The 26796-nt window shown below is 61.4% G+C and carries 26 protein-coding genes and 2 pseudogenes; 17 read left to right on the plus strand and 11 right to left on the minus strand.

The window, feature by feature from the left end; all coding sequences use genetic code 11:
• Positions 1-79: 79 nt before the first annotated feature.
• Positions 80-994, plus strand: a complete 915-nt coding sequence (locus tag JOD47_RS03460) for a phosphatase PAP2 family protein (protein WP_204531966.1) — start codon at positions 80-82, stop codon at positions 992-994.
• Positions 995-1045: 51 nt separating this feature from the next.
• Here the strand turns inward: JOD47_RS03460 and JOD47_RS03465 are convergent, their stop codons facing one another.
• The 3 genes from JOD47_RS03465 to JOD47_RS03475 are packed head-to-tail and all read right to left on the minus strand — an operon-like array spanning position 1046 to position 3201.
• On the minus strand, positions 1046-2254 hold the full coding sequence (locus JOD47_RS03465) for an MFS transporter (protein ID WP_204531967.1): 1209 nt from the start codon (positions 2252-2254) through the stop codon (positions 1046-1048).
• 10 nt (positions 2255-2264) lie between these two features.
• Entirely contained in the window at positions 2265-2723 is a 459-nt protein-coding gene (locus tag JOD47_RS03470; protein ID WP_204531969.1) for a hypothetical protein, read from the minus strand.
• Positions 2716-3201, minus strand: a complete 486-nt coding sequence (locus JOD47_RS03475; protein ID WP_204531971.1) for a cupredoxin domain-containing protein — start codon at positions 3199-3201, stop codon at positions 2716-2718. The genes JOD47_RS03470 and JOD47_RS03475 overlap by 8 nt, the downstream gene beginning before the upstream one ends.
• A 179-nt stretch (positions 3202-3380) precedes the next feature.
• Between JOD47_RS03475 and JOD47_RS03480 the strand changes: the two genes are divergently transcribed.
• Positions 3381-4073: a dTMP kinase gene (locus JOD47_RS03480; RefSeq protein ID WP_204531973.1), complete on the plus strand. Its 693-nt coding sequence runs from the start codon at positions 3381-3383 to the stop codon at positions 4071-4073.
• On the opposite strand, the gene JOD47_RS03485 is transcribed toward JOD47_RS03480, so the two are convergent.
• The 4 genes from JOD47_RS03485 to pdhA are packed head-to-tail and all read right to left on the minus strand — an operon-like array spanning position 4008 to position 8716.
• Complete coding sequence (locus JOD47_RS03485; protein ID WP_204531975.1) at positions 4008-4874, minus strand: MBL fold metallo-hydrolase; 867 nt, start codon at positions 4872-4874, stop codon at positions 4008-4010. The genes JOD47_RS03480 and JOD47_RS03485 overlap by 66 nt on opposite strands.
• 40 nt (positions 4875-4914) lie before the next feature.
• Positions 4915-6477: a dihydrolipoamide acetyltransferase family protein gene (locus JOD47_RS03490; RefSeq protein ID WP_204531977.1), complete on the minus strand. Its 1563-nt coding sequence runs from the start codon at positions 6475-6477 to the stop codon at positions 4915-4917.
• Positions 6474-7547, minus strand: coding sequence for an alpha-ketoacid dehydrogenase subunit beta (locus JOD47_RS03495; protein WP_204531978.1), 1074 nt, complete (start codon positions 7545-7547; stop codon positions 6474-6476). Before JOD47_RS03495 ends, JOD47_RS03490 begins: the two co-directional genes overlap by 4 nt.
• 2 nt (positions 7548-7549) lie before the next feature.
• Positions 7550-8716: a pyruvate dehydrogenase (acetyl-transferring) E1 component subunit alpha gene (pdhA, locus tag JOD47_RS03500; protein WP_204531979.1), complete on the minus strand. Its 1167-nt coding sequence runs from the start codon at positions 8714-8716 to the stop codon at positions 7550-7552.
• Positions 8717-8929: 213 nt separating this feature from the next.
• Here pdhA and JOD47_RS03505 point away from each other — a divergent pair, with 213 nt between their 5' ends.
• From JOD47_RS03505 to JOD47_RS03535, 8 genes and pseudogenes are all read left to right on the plus strand, one after another.
• A complete protein-coding gene (locus tag JOD47_RS03505) occupies positions 8930-9373 on the plus strand; it encodes an Lrp/AsnC family transcriptional regulator (protein ID WP_056543672.1) in 444 nt (147 codons plus the stop codon).
• Positions 9374-9863: 490 nt separating this feature from the next.
• Positions 9864-10355: a hypothetical protein gene (locus JOD47_RS03510; protein ID WP_204531980.1), complete on the plus strand. Its 492-nt coding sequence runs from the start codon at positions 9864-9866 to the stop codon at positions 10353-10355.
• A gap of 185 nt (positions 10356-10540) precedes the next feature.
• Positions 10541-11194: pseudogene (locus tag JOD47_RS17855) on the plus strand (DEAD/DEAH box helicase family protein); the annotation flags it as partial.
• A gap of 276 nt (positions 11195-11470) precedes the next feature.
• Positions 11471-13540 (plus strand): annotated as a pseudogene (locus JOD47_RS03515) (helicase-related protein); the annotation flags it as partial.
• Positions 13541-13684: 144 nt separating this feature from the next.
• Positions 13685-14224, plus strand: coding sequence for a GIY-YIG nuclease family protein (locus tag JOD47_RS03520; RefSeq protein WP_204531982.1), 540 nt, complete (start codon positions 13685-13687; stop codon positions 14222-14224).
• A gap of 256 nt (positions 14225-14480) precedes the next feature.
• A complete protein-coding gene (locus JOD47_RS03525; protein ID WP_239547994.1) occupies positions 14481-15068 on the plus strand; it encodes a nucleoside/nucleotide kinase family protein in 588 nt (195 codons plus the stop codon).
• A 44-nt stretch (positions 15069-15112) separates the two neighbouring features.
• Complete coding sequence (locus tag JOD47_RS03530; RefSeq protein WP_204531985.1) at positions 15113-15757, plus strand: GNAT family N-acetyltransferase; 645 nt, start codon at positions 15113-15115, stop codon at positions 15755-15757.
• 643 nt (positions 15758-16400) lie between these two features.
• Positions 16401-17033 (plus strand): class I SAM-dependent methyltransferase, encoded by a 633-nt coding sequence (locus JOD47_RS03535; RefSeq protein WP_204531987.1) that lies wholly within the window; start codon positions 16401-16403, stop codon positions 17031-17033.
• A gap of 134 nt (positions 17034-17167) precedes the next feature.
• On the opposite strand, the gene JOD47_RS03540 is transcribed toward JOD47_RS03535, so the two are convergent.
• On the minus strand, positions 17168-18094 hold the full coding sequence (locus JOD47_RS03540; RefSeq protein WP_204531988.1) for a hypothetical protein: 927 nt from the start codon (positions 18092-18094) through the stop codon (positions 17168-17170).
• Positions 18095-18131: 37 nt separating this feature from the next.
• Positions 18132-18656 carry a Pycsar system effector family protein gene (locus JOD47_RS03545; protein ID WP_204531989.1) on the minus strand — a complete coding sequence of 175 codons (525 nt, stop codon included), beginning with the start codon at positions 18654-18656 and terminating at the stop codon, positions 18132-18134.
• Positions 18657-18984: 328 nt separating this feature from the next.
• Between JOD47_RS03545 and JOD47_RS03550 the strand changes: the two genes are divergently transcribed.
• The 7 genes from JOD47_RS03550 (at position 18985) to JOD47_RS03580 (ending at position 25766) form a co-directional block, all read left to right on the plus strand.
• A complete protein-coding gene (locus tag JOD47_RS03550) occupies positions 18985-19758 on the plus strand; it encodes an ATP-binding cassette domain-containing protein (RefSeq protein WP_204531991.1) in 774 nt (257 codons plus the stop codon).
• Between the two features lie 59 nt (positions 19759-19817).
• Complete coding sequence (locus JOD47_RS03555) at positions 19818-21059, plus strand: hypothetical protein (RefSeq protein WP_204531993.1); 1242 nt, start codon at positions 19818-19820, stop codon at positions 21057-21059.
• Positions 21056-21697 (plus strand): hypothetical protein, encoded by a 642-nt coding sequence (locus JOD47_RS03560; RefSeq protein ID WP_204531995.1) that lies wholly within the window; start codon positions 21056-21058, stop codon positions 21695-21697. Before JOD47_RS03555 ends, JOD47_RS03560 begins: the two co-directional genes overlap by 4 nt.
• Before the next feature lie 127 nt (positions 21698-21824).
• On the plus strand, positions 21825-22358 hold the full coding sequence (locus JOD47_RS03565; protein ID WP_204531996.1) for a hypothetical protein: 534 nt from the start codon (positions 21825-21827) through the stop codon (positions 22356-22358).
• 625 nt (positions 22359-22983) lie between these two features.
• A complete protein-coding gene (locus JOD47_RS03570; RefSeq protein ID WP_204531997.1) occupies positions 22984-23679 on the plus strand; it encodes a hypothetical protein in 696 nt (231 codons plus the stop codon).
• Positions 23680-24088: 409 nt separating this feature from the next.
• On the plus strand, positions 24089-24310 hold the full coding sequence (locus JOD47_RS03575) for a hypothetical protein (protein WP_204531998.1): 222 nt from the start codon (positions 24089-24091) through the stop codon (positions 24308-24310).
• Positions 24311-24410: 100 nt separating this feature from the next.
• Positions 24411-25766, plus strand: a complete 1356-nt coding sequence (locus JOD47_RS03580) for a hypothetical protein (protein WP_204531999.1) — start codon at positions 24411-24413, stop codon at positions 25764-25766.
• Positions 25767-25799: 33 nt separating this feature from the next.
• On the opposite strand, the gene JOD47_RS03585 is transcribed toward JOD47_RS03580, so the two are convergent.
• The gene (locus JOD47_RS03585) at positions 25800-26348 is read right to left on the minus strand and encodes an AAA family ATPase (RefSeq protein ID WP_204532000.1); all 549 of its coding nucleotides are present in this window, start codon (positions 26346-26348) and stop codon (positions 25800-25802) included.
• Positions 26349-26409: 61 nt separating this feature from the next.
• Positions 26410-26781 (minus strand): nuclear transport factor 2 family protein, encoded by a 372-nt coding sequence (locus JOD47_RS03590; protein WP_204532001.1) that lies wholly within the window; start codon positions 26779-26781, stop codon positions 26410-26412.
• Between the last annotated feature and the right edge of the window lie 15 nt (positions 26782-26796).

Here is a 26796-nt window from a genome sequence, read left to right on the forward strand (position 1 = left end):
GCTGTACCTTGTTCGTGCACTTCGAATCCATGCAGCGCCGATTCAGGAACCAACCCGGCGCTGTGTCAGTGTTAAACAGGTGAGCACCCAGCACCCGAGAACGGCACGCCGCTTTTCCACGGCCGCACGACACCCCGTGCTGTTTGTCCTCGGAGCGCTTGGATGCTTTGTCGCTGTGGGATGGACCTACTGGGCGTTTGTCCGCACCACCACGGGGCAGTTCGCGGATGAATCCGCGTGGGCGGAAGCGGGAATCGCCGCACCCGACACCCAGGGCCCCTTCCTTCGGTTCCTCGACAGCCTGCCCGTGATTTCGGTGTTCATCGCCGCAGCGGTGATCCTGTTTGTCACACTGGGACGACGGCGGTGGGCGGCTGCCGGAATAGCGCTCGGCACCATCATCGGAGCCAATCTCACAACGCAGATCCTCAAGAACCTCCTCTTCGACCGTCCGGACCGCGGCGTGCCCACGCTCGATTTCAACTCACTTCCCTCCGGGCATACGACGCTGGCTGCATCTGCCGCGGCGGCAATCTTCCTCGTTGTATCCCCCCGCTGGCGCCCGCTCGCCGCAGCGGCCGGCGGCACCTACTCCGTTCTGGCGGGGGCGGCGACGTTCATCAATCTGTGGCACCGGCCGGCCGACGTCGTGGCCGCGTACCTGGTGGTTGGAGCCTGGACGCTCATCGGCGGGCTCCTCATTCTGCGCACTGGAAACCGCTGGAACGTGTGGGAAGGGTTTGGAAGGTTCTGGGGTGCGTCCCGGGCCTGGCTGGCACTGTGCTGGATCCCGGGCCTGGTGGGCTTGGCGCTGTCCCTCGGCCTGTACGTGTATGTGCAGGCGATCGGCCCGGCTCCTGTCCCGGGCACGGCCGGCGTTCCGCTGTTTTTCTGGTCCGGCCTCTCGCTCATCGTCGGGGTCGGCTACACGCTGAGCGCGACGGCGTGCTGGCTGTTCGGCTCCCAGGCGCGGCTCGAGGGCGCTTCCAGCTGAGCCCTGGCTGGCCTGGACCGGAGGAACGTCTCCCCCTCGGCGGCACACTGCTTACCGCTGGCGCACCCACTGCTCTCTCGGCGGCACCCACAGCCACAGGACAACCGCCCCCACCAACCCCAAGGCGCCCGTTGTCCAGATTCCTCCCGCGAGCGTCGCTGCAGCCGTGACTGCAGACACGGTTCCCGGGCCGGCCATGGTTCCCACATCGGTCAGCAGGCGCCAGATTCCGAGGAATTGCGGACGTCCGGGCGACGGTGAAAAGTCTGCTCCCAGTGTCATGACGATCCCCGAGCCGATCCCGTTGCCGAACCCAATGAGCAACGCGACGGCAAGCAGGCTCAGCGCGTCCCGCGTGAGCGGCAGGAGGAGCAGCGACACTCCCATGATCAGCATGCAGGGCACCGCAACCCAGCGTCTGCCGTAGAGGTCCATCACCTTGCCCGCTGGGTAGAAAATCAGCATGTCGATGGCGCCGGAGAGGCCATAGATGAGCGACGTCGTCGCGGGATCGAGCCCGATTTCCTGCGCCCAGAGCGGCAGGACCGCCTGCCTCGTGGCCCGGACCGCCGCGATCAGCAGCACTCCCACGCCCACCGTGCCGAAGACCCGGGCGTGGCTCCGGAAGACGGCCCGCAGGGTGGGCGGAGCCGCGACGGCAGCCGCCGCGCCCTGGCCGGGGGACGCTCGCGGACCACCCAACTCGGGAACCTGGAAGCTGAGGACAGCGGCAGCGAAAGTAGCGACGGCACCCACCCAATAGGCGCCGTCGAGCCCCAGGAAGCTCATGGCGAGCGCACCGGCAAAGGGCCCGGCAAAGACACCGATCCGGGTCACTCCACCGAGGGTTGAGAGCGCGCGCGCCCGGAAGTGAACGGGCACCGCCTCGGTGAGATAGCTCTGGCGGGCGAGCCCGAACACCGCCCCGGCCATACCGACCATGAAGATCGCGGCGGCGAACACCGCTAGGTTGGGCGCCGACAGCGCAAGAATCATCGCCGCCGAGCACCAGAGCGACGCCGCTACAAGCGCCCACCGCTCCCCGAAACGGGAGGTGATCAGCGTGGCAGGTACGTTGGTGACCAGCGATCCGATACCGGTAAGCGTGAGGATGAGCGCCGCCGTCGCGACGTCGGCACCGAGTTCGGTGGCCGAGAGCACAATGACCGGGATGATGGACCCGGTCGCGGCCCCGTACAGAAGCGATGGGCCGTACGCACCAACGGCGATCTTTCGGAGGTTGAACGGTTCCTGGGGCACCGTTCAAACGCTAGCGCAGTGCAGCATCCTTCCGCGGAACCAGGAAGAAGCCGACGACGGCGAGAACTCCCGCTATACCTTCAGCAACGGCGCTGAGCGTCTTTTCGAAGAACCACAGGGGTTCATACATGGCCGGAATCGGGCCTACCTGTGGAAGTTGGACATAGGCGGACAGCACGACGGCGGCGAAGGCCGAGAGCGCAACCAGCGCGGCGATGGCGTAGGACAGGCGGCTCCCCCGGATCAGCACGTAAAGCCCAGCGAGGATGGCTGCCACCGCCTGGATGCGGAAGAGGGTCCCGCCGCCCATGCCGTCGGGATAGGCCAATTGGTACTGCGGAGCGAGGATGAAGTGCACGTAGGCGTCGACGGCCAGTCCCAGGGCAATGACGACGCGAATCACCATCAGCAGCGGAGCCGAGCGTCCGCGCCCACGGGAAACGCGCCCGCGCGTCGCCGCGCTAGCCATCGCTGCTCACCACCAGTGTTCCCGTCATGTTCGCGTGGTACGTGCAGACAAACGGGTACTCACCCGGTTCGGACGGCGCGGTGAAGGTGGTGGTCTCGCCGCCCTGAACGATGGCGTCAAAGTCTTCGGTGTCGGTTGTGGTCACCGTGTGGGGTGCGGTGTCCTCGTTGATTACGGTGATCTCGGCACCTGCAGGCACGGATTCGGGCATCTCATACTCGAAGTCGCGGATGGTGATGACGATTTCCTCAGCGGGAGCCTCTTCGGTGGGTTCCTCCGAAGCTGCCTCGCTAGGCGCCTCCGAGGCCGCTTCGCTGGGCTCCGCAGCTGCGGTTGTCTCTTCTGCTGTCGGCTCGGCCGCACTACTGGTCTCGGCCGACGGAGCCTCGCTGGTCGGCTCACCGCCTGAACCGCATCCGGCCACTCCAATGAGCGTTGCAGCAAGGACCAGACCAAGGGCACTACGCGTGATATTCATTGCTCTCCATTCCGGCGGGATTCACCACCGGCGTCCCCGGAAAGTATGCATCCCTCATCCAGTCTTCGCTGTGGGAAGCCGGATGGACTGCAGAGACGGAGCAATAATGGCGCTATCAGTCTTCGTCCAGTCGCCCTTGCGATGATTGTTCCCAGAGAGTACACCCGTGAAAGGCGAAAATGACCCCGTTCCCAAGGAATCCACAGGTTCTCCGTGTGGTCCTGCTTGGGATCGACGGAGCCGGTAAAACAACGGCTGCGCGGTCAGTTCTTCGGAAGCTGCGGGAGGACGGCGTCGAGGCGGAGCTGTTTCGCAACCCCGGGGGCCGGCGCACCCTTGACCGCTGGGCGTCACGGCACTCGCACACCGCTCAGACTGTGCTCGGCATCCACCTCCTGGATGCAGTCGAAAGTTTCCTCCGCGTGCTCGCGGTACTGCGCTCCACCCTGCAGGCACAACGACGGCGGGGTGTCGTTCTCTTCGACCGCCACCTGCAGTGCCAGCTGGCTTTGCGACGGGTGCGGGGCCTTCCCGCAGGCAAGCTGCTGCCGTGGATGCTGCGCGTTCTGCCGCAGCCGGATCTTGTTGTTTACCTCAGCGTTGACCCGAACACGGCGCAGGCACGTATCACTTCGCGGAACACCGACAAGGAAACCCTTGAGTTCCTCACCGCGTTGGACGCCTCCTACCGGCAACTGCCCGGCTTCGGGGCGTACACGGTCGTGGATGCAAACGGAACGGCGACAGAGATTGCCGAAGCCCTCTCAAAGCACCTCGAGGCGCGTCTGCTGCAGCCCGGTTCCCCGTCAGTTGCTGCTGCCTTGGCGCTCCAGCCACTTCCAGTGCGCGAGCGTACGCAGGCGGGTCAGTAGCGCCCGCGACTGCTCCGGGCCGTACGGGAGAATCGGGATCGCCTTGGTCATGTCCACCGAGGCTTCATCCATAGCTACCTTGGTGACCCGGACCGCACTGCGCATCTTGTTCAGCTGGGTGGCCACAAAGTCGACGTCCACCGGCGCACCGTGACCGGGAACAAAGACGTCATACAGGTCATCGAGCGCCGTGATCTTGCCCAACGTGCGGATCCACTCCGCCGGGAAGGAATCCTCAAAACCGGGGTCTGCGCCCTCCTCGACCAGATCGCCCGTGAAAAGCACGTTGCCGGCACCGACCAGGAGGTCATTATCCGTATGACCGAACCCCAGGTGGAACAGGGTGACCGAAATGCCGCCGAGATCCAGGTCCACCGGCGATCCGGAAACATGCCTGTTGGCCGGCTGGATGGCAGTGTGCTCTCCGCGGTTCTCGGCCATCGCCGGTTCCGTCTTGCCAACCTCCACACGCTGTTCCTCACCGCTCTCGCGAACGACGGCGGCGCACCGGTCGGTTGCCCAGAAGTCCTCAGCGCCGTGGGCCGCAAAATACGCGTTCCCGAACACGTGGTCGAAGTGCGAGTGGGTGTTGACCACGCACAACGGCAGGTCAGTCAGCCCCCGCACCGCATCGAGGATCCGGGCGGCTTGCTCCGGCCCGGCGCCGGTGTCAATTACGAGCGCCCGGTCCGTTCCCACAACCAGTCCGGTGTTCAGGCCGAAGGGATCGGTACGAAGCATCCACACGCGGTCTCCCAACTGGGTCCAGGGGTTGGACTGTTCGTCTTCTCGCTCGGACATGGGTTCCTCTCTGGTGGCGGCTGTCCGCTAAGCCTAATCGTCAGAGATCAGCGAGGACGCCGCCGGGGTTCTCTATAGCGTCGGCAACGTAGCGCAGGAAGCCTCCGGCAACACCGCCGTCGCACACCCGATGGTCAAAGGTCAGCGTCAGCTCGGTCACCTTCCGGACGGCGAGCTCGCCGTTGACGACCCACGGCCGGTCAATGATCCGTCCCAGCCCGAGGATCGCGGCCTCCGGGTGGTTGATGATGGCTGCACTGCCGTCCACGCCGAACACCCCGTAGTTGTTCAGCGTGAACGTGCCTGAGGTGAGTTCCGCGGGTGTCGCTTTGCCCTCGCGTGCGACGGCGGCAAGACGCCGGATCTCCGCGTCCAGTTCCCGTGCGCTCATCCGGTCGGCCCGCTGCACCGCGGGAACCAAAAGCCCGCGGTCGGTCTGCGCAGCGATGCCAAGGTTCACGCCGTCAAACTTCAGGATCTCCGAGCTGCCGTCCTCACGCTCGACGATGCGCGTATTCAGTTCCGGGTACCGGGCGATCCCGGCCAGCGCGAACCGTGCGACAAAGGCCAATAGACCAGGCGTTGCGTCCGGCTGCCTGCGCTTGAGGTCGGCGCGCAGGTCAAGCAGTGCAGTGGCATCGACGTCCACCCACACCGTTGCTTCCGGGATCTCCCGGCGACTGCGCGTCATGGCCTCGGCTACCGCCTTGCGCACGCCGCGGACGGGGATGCGCTCGGCGATCCGCAGCCCGCTGCGGCGGTCCTGGTCCACTTCCCCAGCGGTGCTTTGCCTGCTGCTGCTGGTGCTACTGCTGCTGTCGGGCAGGGTCTCCTGTTTCTCAGCGGACGTTCCGGCGGAAGCCTGCAGGGCCCGCTCGACGTCGCGGCGCAGGACCATGCCGTCCGCACCCGTGCCCTCGACCGAGGACAGATTGAGACCGGCGTCCCGCGCAAGCTTGCGGACCAGCGGCGAGATGCACAGCACTGCGCGCTGTTCGGACTCTGCCGCAGGCGCTTCCTGCCCGGTCAGCGTTTCCGGCACTTCCGCGGACTCGGATGCGGGTGCGGCTGCGGGTGCGGCGGCTGACCCGGCATCACCCCTGCGACGCCGGGTCCGGCCTCCGGTGCCTGTTCCCGGCGTGCCGTAGCCGATCAAAACATTGCCGGATCCCCCACCCGACTCTGAACTTGACTCTGCACCCGAGTCCGCGATGTCCGGCGCTGCGGCGACCTCCGCGTCCGTAGGCACGCTGACCCCGGCTCGTTCCTCCTCGCGGTACGCCTCAGCGTCAGGGTTGCCCGTTGAAGCAGCTGTCGCAGCCACCGTCTCGGGCGCAGCACCGTCGGGCCGCACCGAGATCAGGGGCGCGCCGACGTTGATGGTGGTCCCGGCCTCCCCGTGCAACTGGGCGACGACGCCGGCAAACGGCGAGGGAACCTCCACCATGGATTTCGCCGTCTCAACTTCGGCGACCGGCTGGTCGACTGACACGGTGTCCCCTTCAGCCACGAGCCAGTTCACCAGTTCGGCTTCGGTCAGACCCTCACCGAGGTCAGGTAGCAGGAACACCTTCACAGAAGGGCTCGTTGTCGTGGCGCTCATGCGTCCTCCCACTGAAGTTCGTCCACGGTGTCGAGGATCCGGTCAACGCTCGGCAGGAAGAAGTGCTCGAGCTTGGGTGCGGGATACGGAATGTCGAACCCGGTCACACGCCGCACGGGGGCGGCCAGCGAGTTGAAGCAGCGCTCCTGGACACGGGCAACGATCTCTGCGGCGACCGAGGCGAACCCCGGTGCTTCTGCAATAACGACGGCGCGTCCGGTCTTGCGCACGCTGGCGGTGACTGTCTCGTCATCGAACGGCACGAGGGAGCGCACATCGATCACTTCAAGGCTGCGCCCTTCGCTTGCCGCCGCTTCAGCGGCGGCCAAGGCCGTCGGCACGGAGGGGCCATAGGCAATAAGGGTGGCATCGGTTCCGGAGCGGGCAACCACGGCGCGGCCCACCGTGGAACCGGCGGTGGCGGCGTCGTCGGCTTCCTTGCGAAGCTCGTCCAGGTCCAGTGTCTCCTTGGTCCAGTAGAGCTTCTTCGGCTCGAGGAAGACCACGGGATCTGGGAAGCGGATGGCATCGCGGAGCATCAGGTAGGCATCGCGCACGGTGGCTGGGGCCAGAACCGTAAGCCCGGGTGTGTGCGCGTAGTAAGACTCCGAGGAGTCGCAATGGTGCTCCACTCCCCCGATGCCGCCTGCGTACGGAATGCGCATGACCAGCGGCAGCTTCACCTTGCCCTTGGTCCTGTTGGGCATTTTGGCGACGTGGCTGACCACCTGCTCGAAGGCGGGGTAGGCGAAGGCGTCAAACTGCATTTCGACGACGGGACGCATGCCGTTCATCGCCATGCCGACTGCCATGCCCATGATGCCCGCCTCCGCGAGGGGCGTGTCGAAGCAGCGTTCCTCGCCGAAGCGGGCGGTGAGCCCGTCCGTGATACGGAAGACGCCGCCGAGCGGGCCTACGTCCTCGCCGAAGATGATGACCGAGGGATCAGCCTCCATGGCATCGGCCAAGGCGGTATTCAAGGCTTTGGCGAAGGTGAGTGGCTGGAGCCCTGTCCTGGGGTTCCCGGCTGCCTTTTCGGCCGAGCCGGATCGAACTGCGGTGTCAGTCATGGCTAGGCACCTTCCCGTGAGAGCTCGTCGGCCAGAAGCGCGGCCTGTTCGCGCAGTTGGCTCGTCTTCTCGGTGTAGACGTACTCGAAGAGATCTGCCGGATTGATCTCCGGCTCGGAGTTGAGCCCGTCCCGCAGGGTGCTGGCCGTCTCCTCGGCCGCCCCGGCGATGCGCTGCTCCTCTTCTGCGGTGAGCAGGTTGAGGTTGCCCAGGTAGGTGCGCATGCGGGTGATCGGATCCTTCGGGACCCACTCGTCGACGTCGGACTGGGGCCGGTACCGCGACGGATCGTCCGCGTTGGTGTGCGCCTGCATGCGGTAGGTGTGTGCCTCGACGAGGGCCGGGCCGCCGCCGTCGCGCGCTCGGTCAACCGCCTTGCCCAGCACGGACAGCATGGCAGCGAGATCATTGCCGTCCACGCGTTCGCCGGGCATGCCGTAGCCGATCGCCTTGTGCGCCAGCGACGGCGCAACGGTCTGGTGCTTCAGCGGAACCGAGATTGCGTATTCGTTGTTCTGGACCAGGAAGACCACCGGTACGTGGAACACGGCTGCGAAGTTCAGGGCTTCGTGGAAGTCACCCTCGCTGGTGGCACCGTCACCGCACAGGGCAAGCACCACGGTGTTTTCACCGCGCAGCTTGGCCGCGTGGGCCACTCCGACGGCGTGTAGCAGCTGGGTAGCCAGCGGCGTTGCCTGGGTGGCGGTCTTGTACTCATAGGGGTCGTACCCGGAATGCCAGTCGCCCCTCAGGAGGGTCAGCACGCCAAGGGGATCAACGCCGCGGGTGATGACAGCGACGGTGTCCCGGTAGGTCGGGAAGAGCCAGTCATCCTTTTCAAGCACGACGGCGGCAGCCACCTGGCAGGCCTCCTGCCCGTGCGATGAGGGGTAGACAGCCATCCGGCCCTGCCGGACCAGCGCGTTGGCCTGATCGTTGATGCGGCGGCCGACGACCAACTTCTCGTAGGCACTGAGGAGCGCTTCGCCGTCGGGCAGGGGGTAGCGGTCATTGTGAATGTGCTCGCCGCTGGGGTCCACGAGCTGGACCGGTTGGGCGGACGGGAGCATGTATTCCTCCGCAGTGGGGCCCTGGTCGCTGCTGCGGCCGGTGGGCTTCATTGACTCGCCGTACTGGTTGTTGGCGGAGTTGCCGGTAGAAATGGTCATGCTGCCTCCCTCAGCCGTTCCAACCTGCGGGACGGCCTCACTGCCTGGCGTCCCCGGCGCGTGGCCGGGGAACTATATCTGTTGCTCAATTATGCGTTTGCTACCCGATTCGTATCCACATACGGGCAATATCGTGGAAGAATGGTGTTTCTACGTGGGATTCTGCAGACGTATTGACGGTGTGAGCTGGATAACTAACAAGGGTGTAGACAGATGGCGGAACAGCCCCTCGACGAAGTGGACCGGAAGATCCTCGCCGAACTTACCCGCGATGGCCGGCTCTCCGTCACGGCGGTCGCCGAGAACGTTCATATCTCCCGGGCGCACGCCTATTCGCGGATCGCTCGGCTGACGGAAAGCGGCGTGCTGACGAAGTTCACTGCGCTGATCGACCCGATCAAGGCGGGGCTCAGGTCTTCGGCCTATGTGACGCTGAAGGTGCGCCAGCATTCGTGGCGGGAGCTCAGGGAGCAGCTGCGTGCCATTCCCGAGGTGCATCACATTGCGCTGGTGGGGGGCGATTTCGACGTCATCCTGCTGGTTCGCGCTGAAGACAACGTGGATCTTCGACGTGTCATTTTCGATCAGCTGCAGTCCATGCCCGGCGTGCTGGACACCCAGACGTTCCTGGTGTTTGAGGACATGGATACGCGCTAGGTGTAGCGCCTTCGGAACCGGGAGTCGCTCATATGCAGCCCGGTTGGGGCTCCTTCACCGGGCATTTTTGCGGGCGGGTCTTACGGGATCGGTAGCTGCGCCGAACATGCGACCTGTCTGCAGGCGAAAAGCGTCCGGAGACGCGCGTTGAGCGTTCCCGAAAGGGTCAGCGAAGAGGCGCCATAGCGCTGCTCCGGCCGGGCGCGATGTGATTCCTGCAGGTTTCTACCGGCCGTGACGTCTGTCCTGCTTTTCCCTTGCGCTTTAGCTCTCGAAAGCGAGCGGCGCATTGCTATAGGCCAGCGCCCGGCTGCCCCTGAACGCCAGCGCCGGGCTGCTGATACGCATTGCGCGGGCGGTCGTCCTCGAGCGGCCGTCCGTCAAACTCTTCACCGTACGTACGAGGCCGGTTCAGGTCGCGTCGACGTGCTCGTGAGCCGACAACCGTGGCACCGACACCAGCAACGAGTTTCGTGGAAAAGTACGAGATATGGACGATGACATTGGCACACACCGTATGACGTCGCTGACTATGGACGGCGAAGCGGCTATGGGGCGCATTGCCGTCTGGGCTGCGTACCTCGAGCAGAACCTTGCTGACCTGGTTGGAGAGGTCATAGGCGATGCGGGGATGGGTCGGACGATCACCGAACGCATGCCAGCGAGTCAGACGATCGATCTGCTCAGCAAGCTCATTGCTGACGTATCTGGCATCTCATCAGCGGATCGGGGACACATCGTAGCCACCTTGCGCGACGCGAAGGCCGCTTTGCGAGAGCGCAACGCGGTCCTCCACTCACTGGTCGGCAGCACGCTTGATGGAGATGCAGCCAGCTTCTCCAGCTATCGTCGAAAAGAGGCTCACTTCCAAATAAGGACTGACGCGGAGCTGGACGCGATCGGGCAATATTTGCACAAAGTGGGTTGGGAGATCTTCGATCTCGCCCGGATCACATCCCGGATCGATCGACAGGCTCGATGAGCTACAGTCCGTCATTCGCAACCGGTCTTGCCCGTAGGGTGACTCGATACTTGGCTGCCCGTAGTCGGCCCGACACAGCGTCCGGCAGCCGAACCTGACCTTGCCGTGAGTCCATACTGAGCGTGGAAGAGTCATGTCGGCGCCTGCCGAGGGACTTTCCTAGTCTGGGAATTAGGGGGAGCTATATGGCTGCGATCGTGAAGCGCGACATCGGCGGCAACGAGCTGTGGTGGCTTAGCGAAGGCCTCGGCGCGCACCCACAAGAGCCGCTGGACGGCGAGGCGGTAATCGCATCACTGACTGGTCGGTTTCGGTTCGTCGAAGAGTCACAATCGAAGGCCGGGCTTCGGAAACCCCAGCTTGGGGCCTTACATGCGATCCTGGCCTACCGCTCCACTGAGGAACACGAGCCCATCACCGTTGTGATGCCGACCGGTACCGGCAAGACGGAAACGATGCTCGCGGCCTTCTGCCACTCACCGGCTGCGACACTGGTCGTGGTGCCATCCGATGCGCTCCGAACCCAAATCGCAGAGAAGTTCGTCACGCTCGGAGTGCTACCAATTGTCGAAGCAGTAGTCGCCGACTTCGTCTGCCCTGCCGTCATCGTCCTCAAGAGCGGATTACAAACGATCGACCAGGTCGAGCAACTACTAGCACGCTCGAACGTCGTGGTTTCGACCGCGCAGGCGTTGAACGCGTGCTCGGAGGAAGCGCGCTCACACCTTGCCGCATCGTGCCAGCGATTATTCGTGGATGAGGCGCACCATGTGGAGGCTCGAACCTGGAGGGAAGTAGTCAATCTGTTCCTGGGACGCGAAGTTGTCCAGTTCACCGCGACGCCCTACCGCGAGGATGGCCGGCACCTCGGAGGGCGCATCGCGTACGCATACCCGCTACGGCTTGCACAGTCTCATGGGTACTTCGCCCGGATAAATTACCACTCCGTAATCGACTTGGCTGATCCTGATCGTGCTGTAGCTATTGCAGCGATCGAACAACTCCGTGCCGATATCGAGGCCGGATTCGATCATCTCCTAATGGCACGCGTCAGTTCCGTGGAACGAGCCAAGAAGATTATCAAGCTCTACCAGGAGCTCGGTTCCGAATTCGCCCCCGTGCGCATCGACACTGGACTGGCAGGATCGACTCAACGCAAGCATCGAGACAAGCTGTTCAGCCGCGACAGCCGAATTGTCGTATGCGTCAACATGCTCGGCGAGGGCTTCGACCTCCCTTCGCTCAAGGTCGCAGCCATCCATGATCCTCAGAAAAGTCTGGCCGTTACCCTGCAGTTCGTCGGCCGCTTCACTCGGGTAGGAAGTGACTCGCTCGGAGAAGCCTCCGCATTCGTCCCGCTACAAGTGGCTGGGGTCGATGAGCGGCTACGGAAGCTCTACGGCGAGGACGCCGACTGGAACGAGGTCATTCGGGACCTCACCGAACATGGCGTCGGTCAGGAGAAGGACCGGACCGACTTCGAACAGGCATTTGGTTCCCTCCCACGCGAGGTCGCGATGCGCAGCATTCATCCGAAGATGAGCACAGTCACCTACCAATCCACGAAGCCGCTCTCCTGGAACCCGGAGAGCATTTTCGAATTGTTTGAGGACCGTCTGCTCACCACCCGTCCAGGAATAAACAACAAGGACAAGGTTGTGTGGTGGGTGTCCCGAGAGGCGACACCCGTCAGGTGGGGAGAGTTCGCGAGCTTCAACGAGCTCGTGCACCATCTCCATGTCGTCTACGTCGACGACGCCGCCGGCTTCTTGTACATCAACAGCACGAACAACGACTCGATGCATGAAGACGTCGCTAAAGCGGTGGGCGGTGACGACGTCACGTTAATCAAGGGAGAAACGCTGTACCGCATCCTCTCTAAGGTCAAGCGCAGAGTGCCAACCAACGTCGGTCTCCTCGACTCGGTCAGCCGAAATCGCCGCTTCTCGATGCACGTCGGCCAAGACGTTCTCCACGCTTGGCGCGGAGAAGGCGGTACGAAGATGAAGACGAACATCTTCGCGCACGGCTTTTCAAAGAGCCGCGCCGTAAGCTTCGGAGCATCGCGCAAGGGACGCATATGGAGCCATGAGCAGGCACGCGACATACACGACTGGGTGAGCTGGGCAAGCCAGGTCGGCCCCACCATCACGGATACATCCATCTCGCTTGAGTCCGTCATGTCGGGATTCCTATTGCCCGAACCTGTGCGCGAACGGCCTCCTCATGTGCCCCTGTCCATCGAATGGCCGTATCAGCTCGTCGCCACTTTCAGCGACCGCCGCAAGGTGAGATTTAACGAAGAGGCATTCTCACTGCTCGATACGGAGTTCTCTCTAACCAATCACACCGTGGATCAGCCGTTGCGATTTGAACTTCGGACTCCTTCGTGGGCACTGGAGTTCGAGTTCGAGTTCCATGAGGACGATCCGCCGACGATCCACCCAGTAGGCAGCGACGGCCAGATTGTCACCAATGCGGGGACAGGGAGCCTCGCGGCATTCCTCACCGCCCACGGACTGCTGGTGACCTTCGAGGATGAAGCAGTCATGGTCGAGCAAGGTTTCCTTCTCAGACCAGACCGAGAAAGGCGACTGTTCCCTGTCGAAGGCATCGAGACCATCGACTGGTCCGGAATCAACATCAAGCGAGAGTCACAGGGCGCCGAGCGTGACCCGACAACTGTTCAGCATCGAGCCATCCAAGCCCTGTCCGCAGAGGAGGAATGGGAAGCCATCCTAGACGACGACGGAACAGGAGAATTGGCAGACATCGTGTGCCTGCGACGAACGGGTGATGCGCTAGAGGTCCTGCTGGCTCACTGCAAGTACTCATCCGGTGATAAACCAGGTGCGCGGATCGACGATCTCTACGACGTCTGCGGCCAGGCAATGAAGATGAACAGAGCCAAATCAATGCCGGAGTTACTCATGAAGCGACTCCTCCGACGGGAGCAACAGCGCCAGGCCGACGGCAAGAGCGGTCTGATCTCAGGAGATATAGCCCGCCTTGCAGCCATCGTGGGCGAGGCCCGCTACCGCGCTCTCCACGTCACTGTCGCGATCATCCAGCCGGGCATGTCGAAATCTCGTGTCAGCGATGATATGCGCGCTCTCCTTGGAGCGACCGACCGCTTCCTTTCAGAAACGCACGGGATACGCCTACGCGTCATCGCGAGTACATGAAGTCGGCTGCTGTGACTTAAGGTACGACGCCTCGAATCGCACGCAGACGGTTCGGCTCACGACCGTCTATCGGGCGCTGCGCAGGAAGGGTCAGCCTGACTCTCCCGCTCGTGTCTGCTATTTAGTTGGCGATACTGTTGCGTCGTGACGAACAGCTATGACCGAAGCCATTTGAACATCTACGGTGCCGAGGATGACTTCGAGATGGACGCCATCCTCGATGCGCTGGACGAGGCGACTTCGTCGACAACGCTCGACTCCGCTGAGCCTGCGGGCAAGGATTGGAGTCGGCTCCTTGCGGCGCCGAGACGTGCTGCAAGTGGCCTGACCCGCGCGGATCTGCCGAATGAGCCGGGGGTTTACCTGTGGTCGCGTGGTGGGGTTCCGCAGTATGTCGGTACGGCGACGAGTCTGCAGAAGCGGCTCTCGACGCACCTGGGCGGAGGCGTGAGCCTTGCGGGATCTTCGTTGCGCCGGAATGTATGTCAGCTGCTGTTTCAGATCCCGCCCAATGTCACGGGCAATCCGAACCGGCAGAAGGTGACGACTGGGCAGGCGACAGCGATTCGGAGCTGGCTGCTGGGCTGTGATGTTTCCTGGCTCCGAGCGCGTACTGAGCGTGACGCTGCCGCGTTGGAGGCTCGGCTTCGGCATGTACTTCGGCCGCCGTTGAACCGGGTGTAGCCCTCAAGCTACGGACAGCGAGGCCACCGCGGCCATTCGCACCTATCGGGCGATACCGCATCGAATATGGGGTCAGTACCTTGAACTTCGGCCGCACTCGCCTCTCGCCTATGGTCGAGGAATGGGAACGATTGGGGCGCGAAAGTTTGGCCGTGACGCGGTGCTTGCTAAGATCGCCGGCGCTATAGGAATTCGACACGATGACTCCAGACGCGTCCTGGTAGGAATCGACGGTGTCGATGGATCTGGGAAGACAATGTTCGCTGATGCTTTAGCTGAGCATATGGGCGCCGCTGGGAAGCACGTCATACGAGTTGGTTTGGACAACTTTCACCAACCACGCGAGATCAGATACCAGCGCGGTCGTTCCTCCCCTGAAGGGTTCTGGCTTGATTCCTACGATTACAAACGTCTTCACGCTTTTGTGTTGGACCCACTGTTCAACCATGGCTTGGGATGGTTCCGGCCGGCTAGCCACGACCTTGAATCCGACCAGTTGATCGAACCGCCCGCGCAGCTCGCACCAGTCGGGAGCATCGTCATCGTCGACGGCATGTTTCTGAATCGCGACGAAACGCGAAACAGCTGGGACTATTCAGTTTTCCTTGACGTCCCTTTCCGGGTCACAGCTGAACGTATGTCCGAGCGAGATGGGTCTCCGGCGGACCCTTCCCATCCCGCGATGCGCCGGTATGTCGGCGGTCAGAAGCTTTACATGGCCGAGTGCGACCCGGCTGCCCGGGCGACGCTCGTTCTAGATAACACTGATCCCCAAAAACCAACAGTCATCTCACCGGGTGAGGCGTCTTACCGGCGGACGATACCTTCAAGGACCGAGCCCTGAAGCGAGCGGTGAGGATGTTAACCGGCGCCGGGTACGTTTGAGCGATGACTACTTTGTCTGATGTTTGGCCACTATTCGACCTGAGGATCCGTAGCCCCAGACTTGAGCTGCGGCCCGTCCGTGACGAAGACCTACCTGGTGTTATCGATGCTGCGCTGGCAGGCATCCACGATCCCAATGTGATGCCTTTCTCCGTGCCTTGGACTGACGCACCCAGAGAAGTTCTGATCCGGGAAACGGCCAAGCACCAGTGGCGTATCAGAACTAGCGTTGAGCCGGATAACTGGACCTTGAACTTCGTGGTCAGGCACAAAGGCATCCCGATCGGAATACAGGATATGACCAGCCGGCACTTCTCTATAACGAGATCGGTAACCACCGGTTCATGGCTTTCCCGCGACTACCAAGGCCAAGGTCTCGGCAAGGAGATGCGGGCAGCAGTGCTGCTGTTTGCCTTCGACCATCTTGGAGCCGAAGTCGCCGAATCCGATGCAGCAGTATGGAACCAAGCTTCATTAGGGGTATCCCGCAGCCTCGGCTATCAAAACTCCGGCATCAAACGCGTCGTAGCCAGACCCGGTGAACTCACTGAACAACAGGGGGTTCGTCTTGCACGAGAAGACTTCATACGCCCAGCCTGGAACGTGCGAGTTGAAGGGCTGGAAGCCGCCCGACGAGATCTCCTCTAGAAGCGGGAACATAACGTTCCAGGAGCGTCTGCAAACAACGCCTTCATCGATCCTGTGCGGTAAAGGATCGCTTTACTTACGGAGGCCAGTTAGTACTCCCTGTCCCACGGCATGGGACATTTTGCGCGGCAACCCGGCTGACCTTTGCCAGGCCAGTCCCGGCCAAATGAGCGATTGCACGGGCAGCGATGGGGAGTATTGGGGTTTCTGAGCACTCGGAATCGCGGCGGCTTGATCCGGGAACTGTAATCCAATGTCGCTCCAGCGAGAATCGTTTCTGCGATTTCACTGATGAACAGTTCTGCTTCTGGGCAACCGTACTTTGAATCCGTCGGTTCGCACGGATCTTGAGTGAACGTGTAAGTGGTGCCGCAACATCCCCCAGATTCAAGGTCGATCCGAGCATGACCGCCCAGATGGGCCAGTCGCGCAACCGCGGCTGCAGTCACCGTGAAAGGTGGGTATACCGGTTCCGACATGTCAGCACCATAAGACATGAACTGAGACTACGGGGCAGCTACGCGGACATCCGTTGTCCTAACAAGCACAAGAAGGTGCCTGTTCACTCCGAGCGGGGATGCATCGGCTGGTGTAGAGGCTGGCGCTCCACAACTCAATGTTGGGTCACATTAGTCTGATGAGCATGAGCCAAACAGTCGATTACGACGCCTATGCCAGCAAGATGCGGCGCCTCGCCCTGGCTGGAACGGATCTGGAAGTAGATGCACGATTCCTGGACATGCTCGCCCCACGTGGCAGCCGGATCCTCGACATTGGATGCGGGATCGGGTCGGCCGTGAATGCCCTGCGCCAGCGTGGGCATGAGGCTTACGGCGTTGATCCTACAAACGCTGTTCTAGACGTAGCTGGCGAACTCTTCGAAGAGAGCTGGTATAGGACTCTACCTGTGGAGGAAATATCCTCACCCGTCCTTCTAAGCGAGAGACTTCCCGCCCAATATGAGGCCATATTGATGTCGGGCAATGTCCCAGCGTTCCTCGCCAAAGACGCGCTGCGGGATGCTTTCCTCGAAGTGTCGCGATTGCTGGTTGCCGGCGGGCTGTTTGTGGTCGGCACGACTTCGGGCGTTAGAGGTGGACCTCATGATCAGGACTCTGCAGCAGCTTCGGCAAATCTTCCACTGATTCACAGATTCTCGGACTGGCATCTCGGGCCTTTCACGACTGGCTCATCCTGGTCAGTGAGCGTGTTCGCCAAACCGGGTGTCATGGAAACTGGGACCGGGCCCAATGGCATCTTCACCCTCAACGGCTAACAGGCACGGGACATAGGTTTCTCCTGCCCGTTGAACCGCCAGGAAAGCGCACGGTGGAGGATCCGGTTTTGGTCGGAGCGGGTCGATTGTGCGGAAAGTGTTTCGGTGACTTGCGTTGACCGTTCCCTATGGGATCACCAGACACCCATCCGGTTCTGCCGTCTCAGTCTCTCCCGTTCCGCTTTCGCATTGAGTGCTTCGCGAATTTTCATCTTGTTACTTGTCTGTCGAACAGATTCGGAGATGTCTCTCTTGGTCTCACCGTTCATGATGGCGTCGCAGAACGACGGCCCGCAGGTTTCACACCATCCTGCTTCGAGCACAACGGCGTCTTGTTCATCGGCAGGCAGAGTTGCTACAGACTTGTCCTTCCAGAGGTTGGCTGACGCGCCTCCGTGGCAGTCGCAACTGAACGCGATGTAATCATTCTGCTTAAATCTCTCCCATACCGACTGCGTAACTACCACCTGATGTCGGTCGGCTGACTGTGCGCACTTCGCAGAGTAGTTGACCGGTTTACCTGCCCACACCGCTTCCTGTTCCGAGACGACTTTTCGGGTGCCGATGCGTTTGACTAGGGTGCGACCGGCATGGATGCCTACTTTGTATCCGGTTTCCGGCGCCTCGGGCCAGCGTGCCTTCAGTCTTTTAACGAAGTGTTCTCCGCTGAAGGTGCGGATGGTGACGGCGGCACATAAGGCTCTCTCGTAGGCATGCTCGCCCCAAAAGAGGCCGAACCCACCATCACCTTGGATGTCGATGAAATCGGCTTCGAACTCATGCAATATTCGAACGGCGCCCTCGACGCCGCTCTTGTAAATGCGTGTGGTCGACTTGTCATGCTTACCGGTGCCGAGGTGCGTTGAACCCTTAAGGTCGCAGACCACAGATACGACATCGGGCAGTTTGATCCAGGTGTCGGACGACGACGAGGGTATGTCCTCGCTTTTGAAGTTGCCATCTTTCTCCACAACGTTCACCACGGAGTTGTTGAGGGCGATGTTTACTTCTTCGTCCAAAGATTCCAGCAGGGCGGTCAGAAACGGCTCGTCATCAGTCATGACAGCCAATGTAGGCGCTCCATCCGACAATCCGGATTCACCAGCACAGTAGAACTCCGATTGCAACGGCCAACGTGCCGATCAGAGCCGCGAATCCCATAAGGATTGCACGGTTTGCCCAGAGGTACTTTCGTTGGGCCACTTTCGCGTTTGCAAGCACCTGTTGCGCAAGGTGCTTCACAAGTAACTGGGGATCGTTCACGGTTGCACTGAGGTGCAGCAGGTAATCATCCTCTTTCCCGGTGTAGTGATGAGCGATGTCACTGTAATAGAGGGGGTTCAATTGGCCGGCACAGGGCTGGTGGCTGTATTGAGGAAGAAGACCTGCAGATGCACAGAACGCCGCCAGTAGAAGGAAAAGTCCCGCGACTCCCTCTAGAGAGAGCAGTAGGAAAGAAGGTCGTTCTGCTTCGAGCACCAGAACAATCAAACCTGCGGCGAGAACACCGAGGAAGGCGAAAATCACTCCGAGTTTTGCCTCAGCGTGCTTCACCCATTCGTTGACCAACGTGAGCAAGTTCCAAGATTCCTGGGCGGCAGCACGGTCCAACGAATCCGTCACTTGCGGAAGCTCTGTAACAGAAGCCTTCAAATTGGGGCCTAACCAGACATCGCGTAGCCACGTGAGCATCGGTAGTCCATTCAGTAGTCATTCGCATGCTTGATCACTTCTTCCACCAATCATCGCCAAGACAACGAGGGAGCGAGAAAGCGACGTCGTAATCCGGGTTGATCCAGGCCCGTCTCGCTAGGAGGCCGAACCTTCTGGATCCCTCACTGGACGGTGGGGGATCAGAACGGTCGTGCTTCATTGCATCGTTACGTTGAGGAGTGTTGTAGTTCGCAAGGGCCGTCCGTAGCGTCGGAGGGAAGATAACTCGGACGACTAAGTGAGCGGCTTTACTGTGCTGGATGCGTATTCGATTGTGGTGGGACGGGCTTCGGTGGTGAAGCGCGGCGAGCAGATACTTTCTGATCTTTCACTGGAGCTTTCTAGCGGTCTTACGGCTTTGTTGGGCCGGAACGGGGCAGGAAAGACCACCTTCATGCGCATGATTGCAGGGGTTCAACGGCCGACGGCGGGTACGGTCTCGACCAGCTCCGGCCAGCTATACCGATCAAAAGAAGAGACAGTCAAGCACTTAGCGGTGTTGGGATGGGTACCGCAAGGTCCCGGGTATCCGGGCGGTATGCGGGTGAACCGGTTCGTCGAGTACGCGGCATGGCTGAAGCGCGTGGAAGCACGGGACAGGCGATCAGCGGCGTTGCATGCACTCGAGGCGTGTAATGCTGCTGGGCTGCGAAAGAGGACACTGAAAGATCTGTCTGGTGGAGAACGACAGCGCGTTATCCTGGCGTCGGCAATTGTGGGTAGGCCACGGTTCCTGTTGCTCGATGAACCCACTGCGGGGCTTGATCCGGCTCAGCGTGAGAGCTATTTGGCTATGCTGCGAACGCTGAGCGAAACGACGACGGTCCTTTACTCCTCACACCTGGTCGATGATGTGGTGCGTACCGCTTCACGGGTCCTGGTCATGGACCGTGGCCGGATCTCGGCGGATCTGGCTGGTGCGGATCTTGCTGTGCCGGCGGACCAACTCGGTGACCGGTTGCGGGAAGCCGTCATCGCCAGCAACGACCGGAACGCTGCAGGGATGTCGTGACGGCAGCTCTGACTCGGCTGCGGTTACCGCTGCTGGTTCCTCGGCCTGCATTTGTTCTCTTGGCCTTCTTCGTTATTTTCCTGGCGTCCATGGTCTATCCGCTTGTCTTTCTTCAGCAGGATTGGCTGGGCTGGTTCCCGGCGACCATGAGTTCGTTCCTTCTGAGTACTGTGTTCGGGTCGCTGACGGTTTGTACTAGTGCAGCGTGGCTTGCCGGGAGCGTCCGACGCAGCGGGCTCAGCGAATGGACAGCCGCCTCCGCCCGAGGGGTCAGCGGTGTCTACAGCCGGCCCATCATCGTCTGTGCCCTCTTGGCGTGCGTTGCTTACACCACCGTCTTCGCCACCATGTTCCTAATGACGGCCGCCCGTGCGCCTGGCCAGGTGGCTCAGTATCCGGAGCTGGTCCTCGTGCTTCCCATTGCGTGTGCCTCGGCCGTCGCCTGGGCAGGAGTAGGGGCAGCCCTTGGCCGGTTCGTGCGCTCTGAAGCGGCGATCCCCCTGGCGCTGATCGTGAGCTATGCCTCCTACATCGTGCCTGCGTTCTACCTGTGGGACTCACCGTTCTTCGGTGTCATGCTCGCCGACGGACGCCCATGGGTCTACCTGCAGCCAGAAGACCTCCAACTTCCGGTGAAGCTGTTGTCCTGGTGCGGGCTGGCCGCCTTCTTCACCGCTATTGCGGTGAGCGGGAGACGGATGCTCGCCGTGGGCGCATCACTCGGAATCGCAGGACTGACCGCGGCAGCCATCCTCGGTTCAGCGCTCACTCCGATACCCGGCGCCGAAGCCCGGGCATGCCTCGGTGAGGCGCCGCGCGTGTGTACGGATCAGGCGCACGCCGCCGTCCTGCCCCAGTTCCACGCGATGACCGCTGAAGCGCTAGCAATCCTGCCAGCCTCCTTACGTCCGCGCGAGCTCGACAACGCAGCGCAACCCGAACCGGGGGTACTGCCACTCGCGCCGATGGACGGAAACACGAATCCGGCTATGACCATAGACCGCGACCTGATGATTGCCTCCCTCGGAGAGCAGATCTTCTACCAGTGCTCACCCAATGGGGGCCGGAACGGGCTTGTCCCCGCCAGCCTCTACGCGTGGTGGCGCATCGAGCACGGCATCAGCCTGCAGGAAATGGTGACCTTCACCGGTGCGCCATGGCTCCTCGATCCCGCGCTAACAGAAGCACCCAGTAAAGGGCAGGAACTGGCCGCCCTTCCGCCGGCCGAACGGGAAACCTGGTTTGAGGAGAACACCCCATACCTCACCGACTGCGCGCATGAGAAGGTGGTGTGGCCGTGAGACCCACACCAACACCGGCGCTCCTGCTTCACCATCGCGGCATCGACAAGGGCTGGGGACTGTGGTGGCTACTCGCCTGGGCGGCAGCGGTAGCCAGCTCCCTAGTCACCATCCCTCGCATAGATCCCGGCGTATCTTCGGCAAGTAGCGCCCTCGAACAACTCGGCGCCATCGGACTCTGCCTACCGTTGGTGCTGGTAGGTGTCCTCGTGCAGGACCGCACAGCATGGCTCACAACAACAGCCCCGCGCAGCCCAGTCCTCATGCGGCTGGGTAACCTCGGACTCATCACAGGTGTAAGCCTCATCTCCGCCATGACCGCAGCCGCGCTCTACCCGAACGACATCCGCTGGCTAAGGATCGTCAGTCTCTTCGCACTCCTCCTAGCCCTCACCCTGATCACCGGCGTCCTCATAGGTGGCGTGTGGGCTGCTTTTCTCGCCCCCGCATTCGTCATCCTGAACACGATTCCCGGTCTCATCCCTTGGGAATGGAACATCGTCTACAACCCTGCAACTGATCCAGTCCTTATACCCACGGCCGCAATCTCACTGGCAACAGCCTTCATAGTGGCCGCCACTTCGGCGGCAGTTCAGCGCAGCTTAGTACAGAGACCTGACCGAGAAGATGCGCGGTGACGGATCCCGTTGTCCCAGGTGTCACGGGTGGATCACAGTTCGACTGGTCGTGGCGAAATTCAGTACTAGCGCGAGTAGCCTTCGGAAATAGCCTGAAAAGGTCTGCTAAGCCTCAGGGGGACGGCTTATGAACTTGTTTGGTTTGCGCAGTGGCGAAGAACGCTTTGAGGAGTTCGGCGTTCCGCTGCTGAGCCTCATGCCCAACACCCGATTTGTGCTCGACAGGATCAACTGGCAGGGAACGGACACTGACCCGACCGACGTTTCGGAGGTGTCCTACATAGATTCCCTGCGGTCTGACCTCTCGGTCAGGACCTCAATTCGCACCTACAAGAACGGGGAAGTGGTTCGAAGTGTCGTCGACAACCGGACCGCCCTGCAAAGTCATCTGGTCACGGCTTGCGTGAAGCAGATCCTTCCCACCGGCCGGTCTTCTCGAGAATTACCGCATCGCTTGGAGGAATTTAGTCGGCGTACTGCGCGGATCAAGCTCCGCGACTCCACATTGCATATAGATGGGGAGGAAGTTGACACGCGAGTTGGCAGCTTCGACTTCCTCTCGGTGGCAGAGGTCGTCCTCGATGACAGGGTTGCGACACTAATCGGTCCAAATGGCTTCCTTGAAACCCCGATGGGATCCAAGTCATTGCCCAGACAATGACGAGATCAACACTCTGATCGTCAGCTGAACCAAGCAACCTCGTGATCCCTCCCCCCTGAACGCTGAGGGATCGCCTGCGACAGGCGAATGCAGGTTCAAGTTACAAAAGGACTATGACTAAGGCAGCGACGATCAAACCTAGAAGCATTGTGCTAAGGAGGTACATCCACCAGTTCTTGGAACCGACTGGACGAAGTCGCTGGCTCTCGACCGACTCGGTCAGGCCCAAGAAGTCCGTGGCTCGCCGAATCCGTCCGGGTTTAGAGCTCATATCCGGAGGCTACATCACTGATTGGTCGCGGCGCCCGCATTTCTTCGACCAGATTGGTGTTGATGCCTCCTACTCTCAAGGCAACGTCGCGCTTCAATCCGACAGCAGTGACCAGGAGTTGAGAGAGTCACTTCGGAGTTCGAAACAGGCCCGCGGTAGAAACAGCACGGTCAGGGATCCGCGCTGGGTGCAGCAGCATCGAAAGGGATCCGCTACTCCGAAACGTTGCCGAAGGTATCAAGTCCGCTCTGTCAACGCGGTTAAATTGTGTGGAAGTATGCGGGTATGCGGTGGACTGGGGATGCTGAACGCGGGGCGTGGATAGGGGAACTTCTCAAGGGACCTCTCGGTTCAGTGGCCAGTATCGTCCCCTCGGGTTTCAAAGCCTACGCTCGCATTCTGCACCCGGTGAGCGTCACCCGGCATAACCCTAAAGGCGAGAACAACCCGCGCGATGACTACCCGACAGAGGAGTGGTCGTGGGCACGGATCGCAGCCCACACAGGAACGATCATCCACCCGAAGGTCCAGTGGATCCGAGTAGCTGGCCATCAATACAGCTCACTGCCGCTGCCAGGGAACAGGAGCGCTGAGCCTCCGCCACTTGGATGGCTGAATCCCCGGCTCCTCGCTGAAATCATGCGCACCGCAACTGCACACACCAGCACCACCGACGACATCACCGCCGCTGTGTGGACTGGCTGGGGCTTCCAGTCCAACACCCTGGCCCGCGGCCCGTTCCTTGAACTGCCGGGCCGCCAGTACGTCTTACTGGCAACGAGCACGGAGGAGCTGGCGAATCCGCTCTGGCCTTGGGAGGCTGAAATCGGTTGGGGCGAGGGCTTCAGCGGACCTATGCCGCAACTCATTTGGCCGGAGGACCGCGCTTGGGCCATCACATCCGAGATCGATTTCGACTCCACGCTCATTGGTGGTTCGTTCGAGTTCATCAATCAAGTTATGGAGATTCCAGCCGTAGAAGCGGAGCGCGTAGAACCGACAACGGACCTCACCTGGGACGCAGACGACGTCAACCGGCCGACCTCCTGACCGCCACGTCGAATTGCCGAGTTCTCGGGAGTCGATCCCTCACCGCCGGAGATAGAGCGCGGTGAGGGATCCCGGCGGGAGACCATCGCCGGGTTCGGCGGGTTGGGCTATCGACGATTATTGGAAGCAAAGCTAGCGTGGCGGTATGGCGTCTTTAGTCTCTGCCCCTGCAGACCTCGTGATTGCATCTGTGGAAGGTATTTCAGTTCGCTTCGCAGGTATCACGATGCAACCGATAATCCCTGGATCAAGGGCACCGGGGCGTAGACAAGGCGGTATAAAAGTTTCCCTCGCAGGTGCCCGGGGTGAAGAGACGATCAAGAGAGGCATCCAGCGAGCTCAAGCGATGGAGGGTTGGTACGAGATCCTCAAAACCTAGGGCAGAGAAGCGGCCGGACATCCCCCGCCCATGCCGGCAGTACCTGTCTTCGAACAAATCACCACGCAGATCTCCGACGAGCTGGGAACCGAGTACAAGCAGGTCGGTGGCCAAGTAGCAGGCGACGGTACGGAGTGGTACGCAATCTGGACCTATCAGCCAGAACCGCCGGAAGATGCCCGCGAACTCACCATCCAATTCACCTCGGAGGGCACCGATGCCAGTACGGAATGCAGGATCTCGCTTCGCTAGCTCGAAGGCCGTAGCTGGCAGCCGTATTCCTTCTGCACGGTGGGCGATGGGTCCTGGCGTTGGTCCGGATGTGTTGTTAGTGCCGTTGTAGCATTGGCGCGTGTCTACGCCCCGGAACCCGCTCGTGCCTCTCGGCGCCGTCGTTATTGGTCGGACCGTGATCGTGCCCGATGCGGAAAGGCCCGTCGCGGCAATTATTGACGAGGATTCAACTGTCCGGTGGGTCACCTGGCCTGAGGCTCCCTTGCCCGACCGTGCGGTCGGTGAGGTGCAACTCTTGCCCACGTCCAAGGGGGCGTGGGTGATCTATCAGGCTGAGGATACAGAAGGCCCCGATTATCTGGTGCAGCGAACGGCTGTCTCCGTCACCCCGAACGGTGTCACCGCGGCATGCGATCTTGGGCAGGGCCGGCCGGTGGGTGTTGATGCCGACGGTCTGTGGGTCGGTGATCCACGGGACGCATCGGCATGGATGGAATCGCCTGATTCCGCAGAGACCGCGAAGGATCCGGTTGGGGCGGAAGAGCTCACTACTGAGGGGATGGAGTGGGTTCCGTCGGAACCGTTCTGGCCCGGCGAAGCAGGGAGCGAGGGCACGGCTCCGATCTCGACGCCCATCCTTGAACATGCCGGCGGCGCAAGCGATGCAGGACAGCGGACCGGGTACCTAACTCATATCCGCGCTGCTGGCGATGATGACACGTCGGTTGGTGAGCCGGGTCCTCCATTGCCGACTCCTGAAACTGAGCTCGTGCGGATCAGTACTGACGGTAAACGGACCGTGATTCAGGTTGATCACCTCGTGCACCGTGTAGATGTCTCCCGGGACACGTTGACGCTCCAGTACTTTCCTACCGGACCGCGGCAGGTCCCACTCGGCAATGATCTTGGCTGGGATGTCGTGTATGAACCCGAACAGGTCGCCATCGACATCGCAGACGGGCTACCCGAGAGAATCGAGACCGAGCAGCTCCCGTCGAAACCTGCACCACAGGATGAGGGTGAGTGGGGACAAGACTATGGGCGGCACCACGTTACCGCCGCTCAGTGGCAGGACCGCTTCGAGCTAGACGGCGTCCAGGGCGCTGCATGGCCCCTCCGTAACCTTCGTGAGGAAGCGCGCGCTGGCGCTATCTCCAAACTCCGGGAGCAGTTTGAAACCCTCGCGAGACCCAGCATCGTGTGGACGTATGACCATCCGTCACTCCGGCTCGGGCGCAGCGACTACCGGAACGTGAGTGTCACGGAAGAAGAAGCCTGGCCGGCTACCGAGATCGTCGTGTCATTCGAGCACATCACCGTGCCGAATCTTCGCTTGCGTAGACGTTACCGCGTATTCAACGATGCCGGGCGTCCTCGCGAATGGGCGTACGCCACCGTTCACCTCGACGAGGACCTCCACACCGGGAACATCCCACCCCGCTCCGCCGCAACCAACGGTGTCCTCGACTTCTAATACCAACTGAGAACCAGCACGGTGAGGGATCGGCTATCCCAACGCTTCTCGTGGATAGGCAGCATCCTGGATTTCCTCGACGATCACTGATGCGGCCTGACCGGGCGTGAGTTCAGTCGTATCGATGATTCGCGCTTCATTTCGCAGCCAGCCTTGGAAGGCCTTTTCGTAGGGAGCGAGGTATCTGAAACGAAATGAAGAGGGACCCATCTCGGAGTCATTCTGGATTCGCCCCCTGAGAGTGTCTTGATCGGCGTGGAGCACGAAGTGGTGCACCGGAATGCTGTAGGAGGCTAAGCCTTGGCTGATTTCTCGCCAGTAAGCCTCGACGAGCACAGTCATCGGCATCACAAGAGTGCCGCCGGTGTAGTCAAGGATGCGCTGAGCCGTCTCGACCACGAGCTGCCGCCACGGCCGCCAGTTCTGGAAGTTATCTGTCGCAGGTAGCCCTGGACGGACGTCCATTAGCGTTTCTCCGACCTTTTCCGCGTCGAACACACGTGAATCTGGAATCAACTGCTGCACGAGATCAGCCGTGGTCGTCTTCCCGACTCCATGCGTGCCATTCAGCCATACAATCATTTGCCCATGCTATTCGTACCGTCCCCGTGTGCCCGCTCAAGGATGGGATGCGTCCCGTGGTTTAGAGAGATGGAATAAGCGGGCCTGCATGGCCGGCAACAAGTTTCCAGGTTTTCTCGTATACCCACACTTGAGTCATGGGCATACGGTATTGGTTCCGTCCGTCGCTGTTCGACACATCGTCCTTCACAATGCAGGTAAGTACCGCCGCCGTGCCCAATATCGTGATCTCCGGCTCTTCGAGAGTCTGAGCGTGCCAATTGTTTTGGCCCTCAACTTTGGACTCAAGGTAGGCATCGCGGTCAAAATGATCTCCTTTGTGCGACGTCCATCGAAACTGCGGGTGTAATAGGCGGCGTAACTGCTTACCGTCGCGTCTTCTCAGAGCGTCGGCTCGCGCCAGGGCAGCGTCCAGTACTTCCTGATTGAGCATGCACTCAGTGTGTCA

This window comes from Arthrobacter tumbae (genome assembly GCF_016907495.1).
Classification (GTDB): Bacteria; Actinomycetota; Actinomycetes; order Actinomycetales; family Micrococcaceae; genus Arthrobacter_D; species Arthrobacter_D tumbae.

Coding starts and splice junctions, on each gene's coding strand:
- JOD47_RS03535 (WP_204531987.1), top strand. CDS start 16,401: ATGAGCCAAACAGTCGATTACGACGCCTATGCCAGCAAGATGCGGCGC.
- pdhA (WP_204531979.1), bottom strand. CDS start 8,716: ATGACCATTTCTACCGGCAACTCCGCCAACAACCAGTACGGCGAGTCA.
- JOD47_RS03590 (WP_204532001.1), bottom strand. CDS start 26,781: ATGCTCAATCAGGAAGTACTGGACGCTGCCCTGGCGCGAGCCGACGCT.
- JOD47_RS03565 (WP_204531996.1), top strand. CDS start 21,825: ATGAACTTGTTTGGTTTGCGCAGTGGCGAAGAACGCTTTGAGGAGTTC.
- JOD47_RS03540 (WP_204531988.1), bottom strand. CDS start 18,094: ATGACTGATGACGAGCCGTTTCTGACCGCCCTGCTGGAATCTTTGGAC.
- JOD47_RS03525 (WP_239547994.1), top strand. CDS start 14,481: ATGTTCGCTGATGCTTTAGCTGAGCATATGGGCGCCGCTGGGAAGCAC.
- JOD47_RS03470 (WP_204531969.1), bottom strand. CDS start 2,723: ATGGCTAGCGCGGCGACGCGCGGGCGCGTTTCCCGTGGGCGCGGACGC.
- JOD47_RS03530 (WP_204531985.1), top strand. CDS start 15,113: ATGACTACTTTGTCTGATGTTTGGCCACTATTCGACCTGAGGATCCGT.
- JOD47_RS03505 (WP_056543672.1), top strand. CDS start 8,930: ATGGCGGAACAGCCCCTCGACGAAGTGGACCGGAAGATCCTCGCCGAA.
- JOD47_RS03585 (WP_204532000.1), bottom strand. CDS start 26,348: ATGATTGTATGGCTGAATGGCACGCATGGAGTCGGGAAGACGACCACG.
- JOD47_RS03495 (WP_204531978.1), bottom strand. CDS start 7,547: ATGACTGACACCGCAGTTCGATCCGGCTCGGCCGAAAAGGCAGCCGGG.
- JOD47_RS03575 (WP_204531998.1), top strand. CDS start 24,089: ATGCCGGCAGTACCTGTCTTCGAACAAATCACCACGCAGATCTCCGAC.
- JOD47_RS03475 (WP_204531971.1), bottom strand. CDS start 3,201: ATGAATATCACGCGTAGTGCCCTTGGTCTGGTCCTTGCTGCAACGCTC.
- JOD47_RS03510 (WP_204531980.1), top strand. CDS start 9,864: ATGGACGATGACATTGGCACACACCGTATGACGTCGCTGACTATGGAC.
- JOD47_RS03485 (WP_204531975.1), bottom strand. CDS start 4,874: ATGTCCGAGCGAGAAGACGAACAGTCCAACCCCTGGACCCAGTTGGGA.
- JOD47_RS03490 (WP_204531977.1), bottom strand. CDS start 6,477: ATGAGCGCCACGACAACGAGCCCTTCTGTGAAGGTGTTCCTGCTACCT.
- JOD47_RS03480 (WP_204531973.1), top strand. CDS start 3,381: ATGACCCCGTTCCCAAGGAATCCACAGGTTCTCCGTGTGGTCCTGCTT.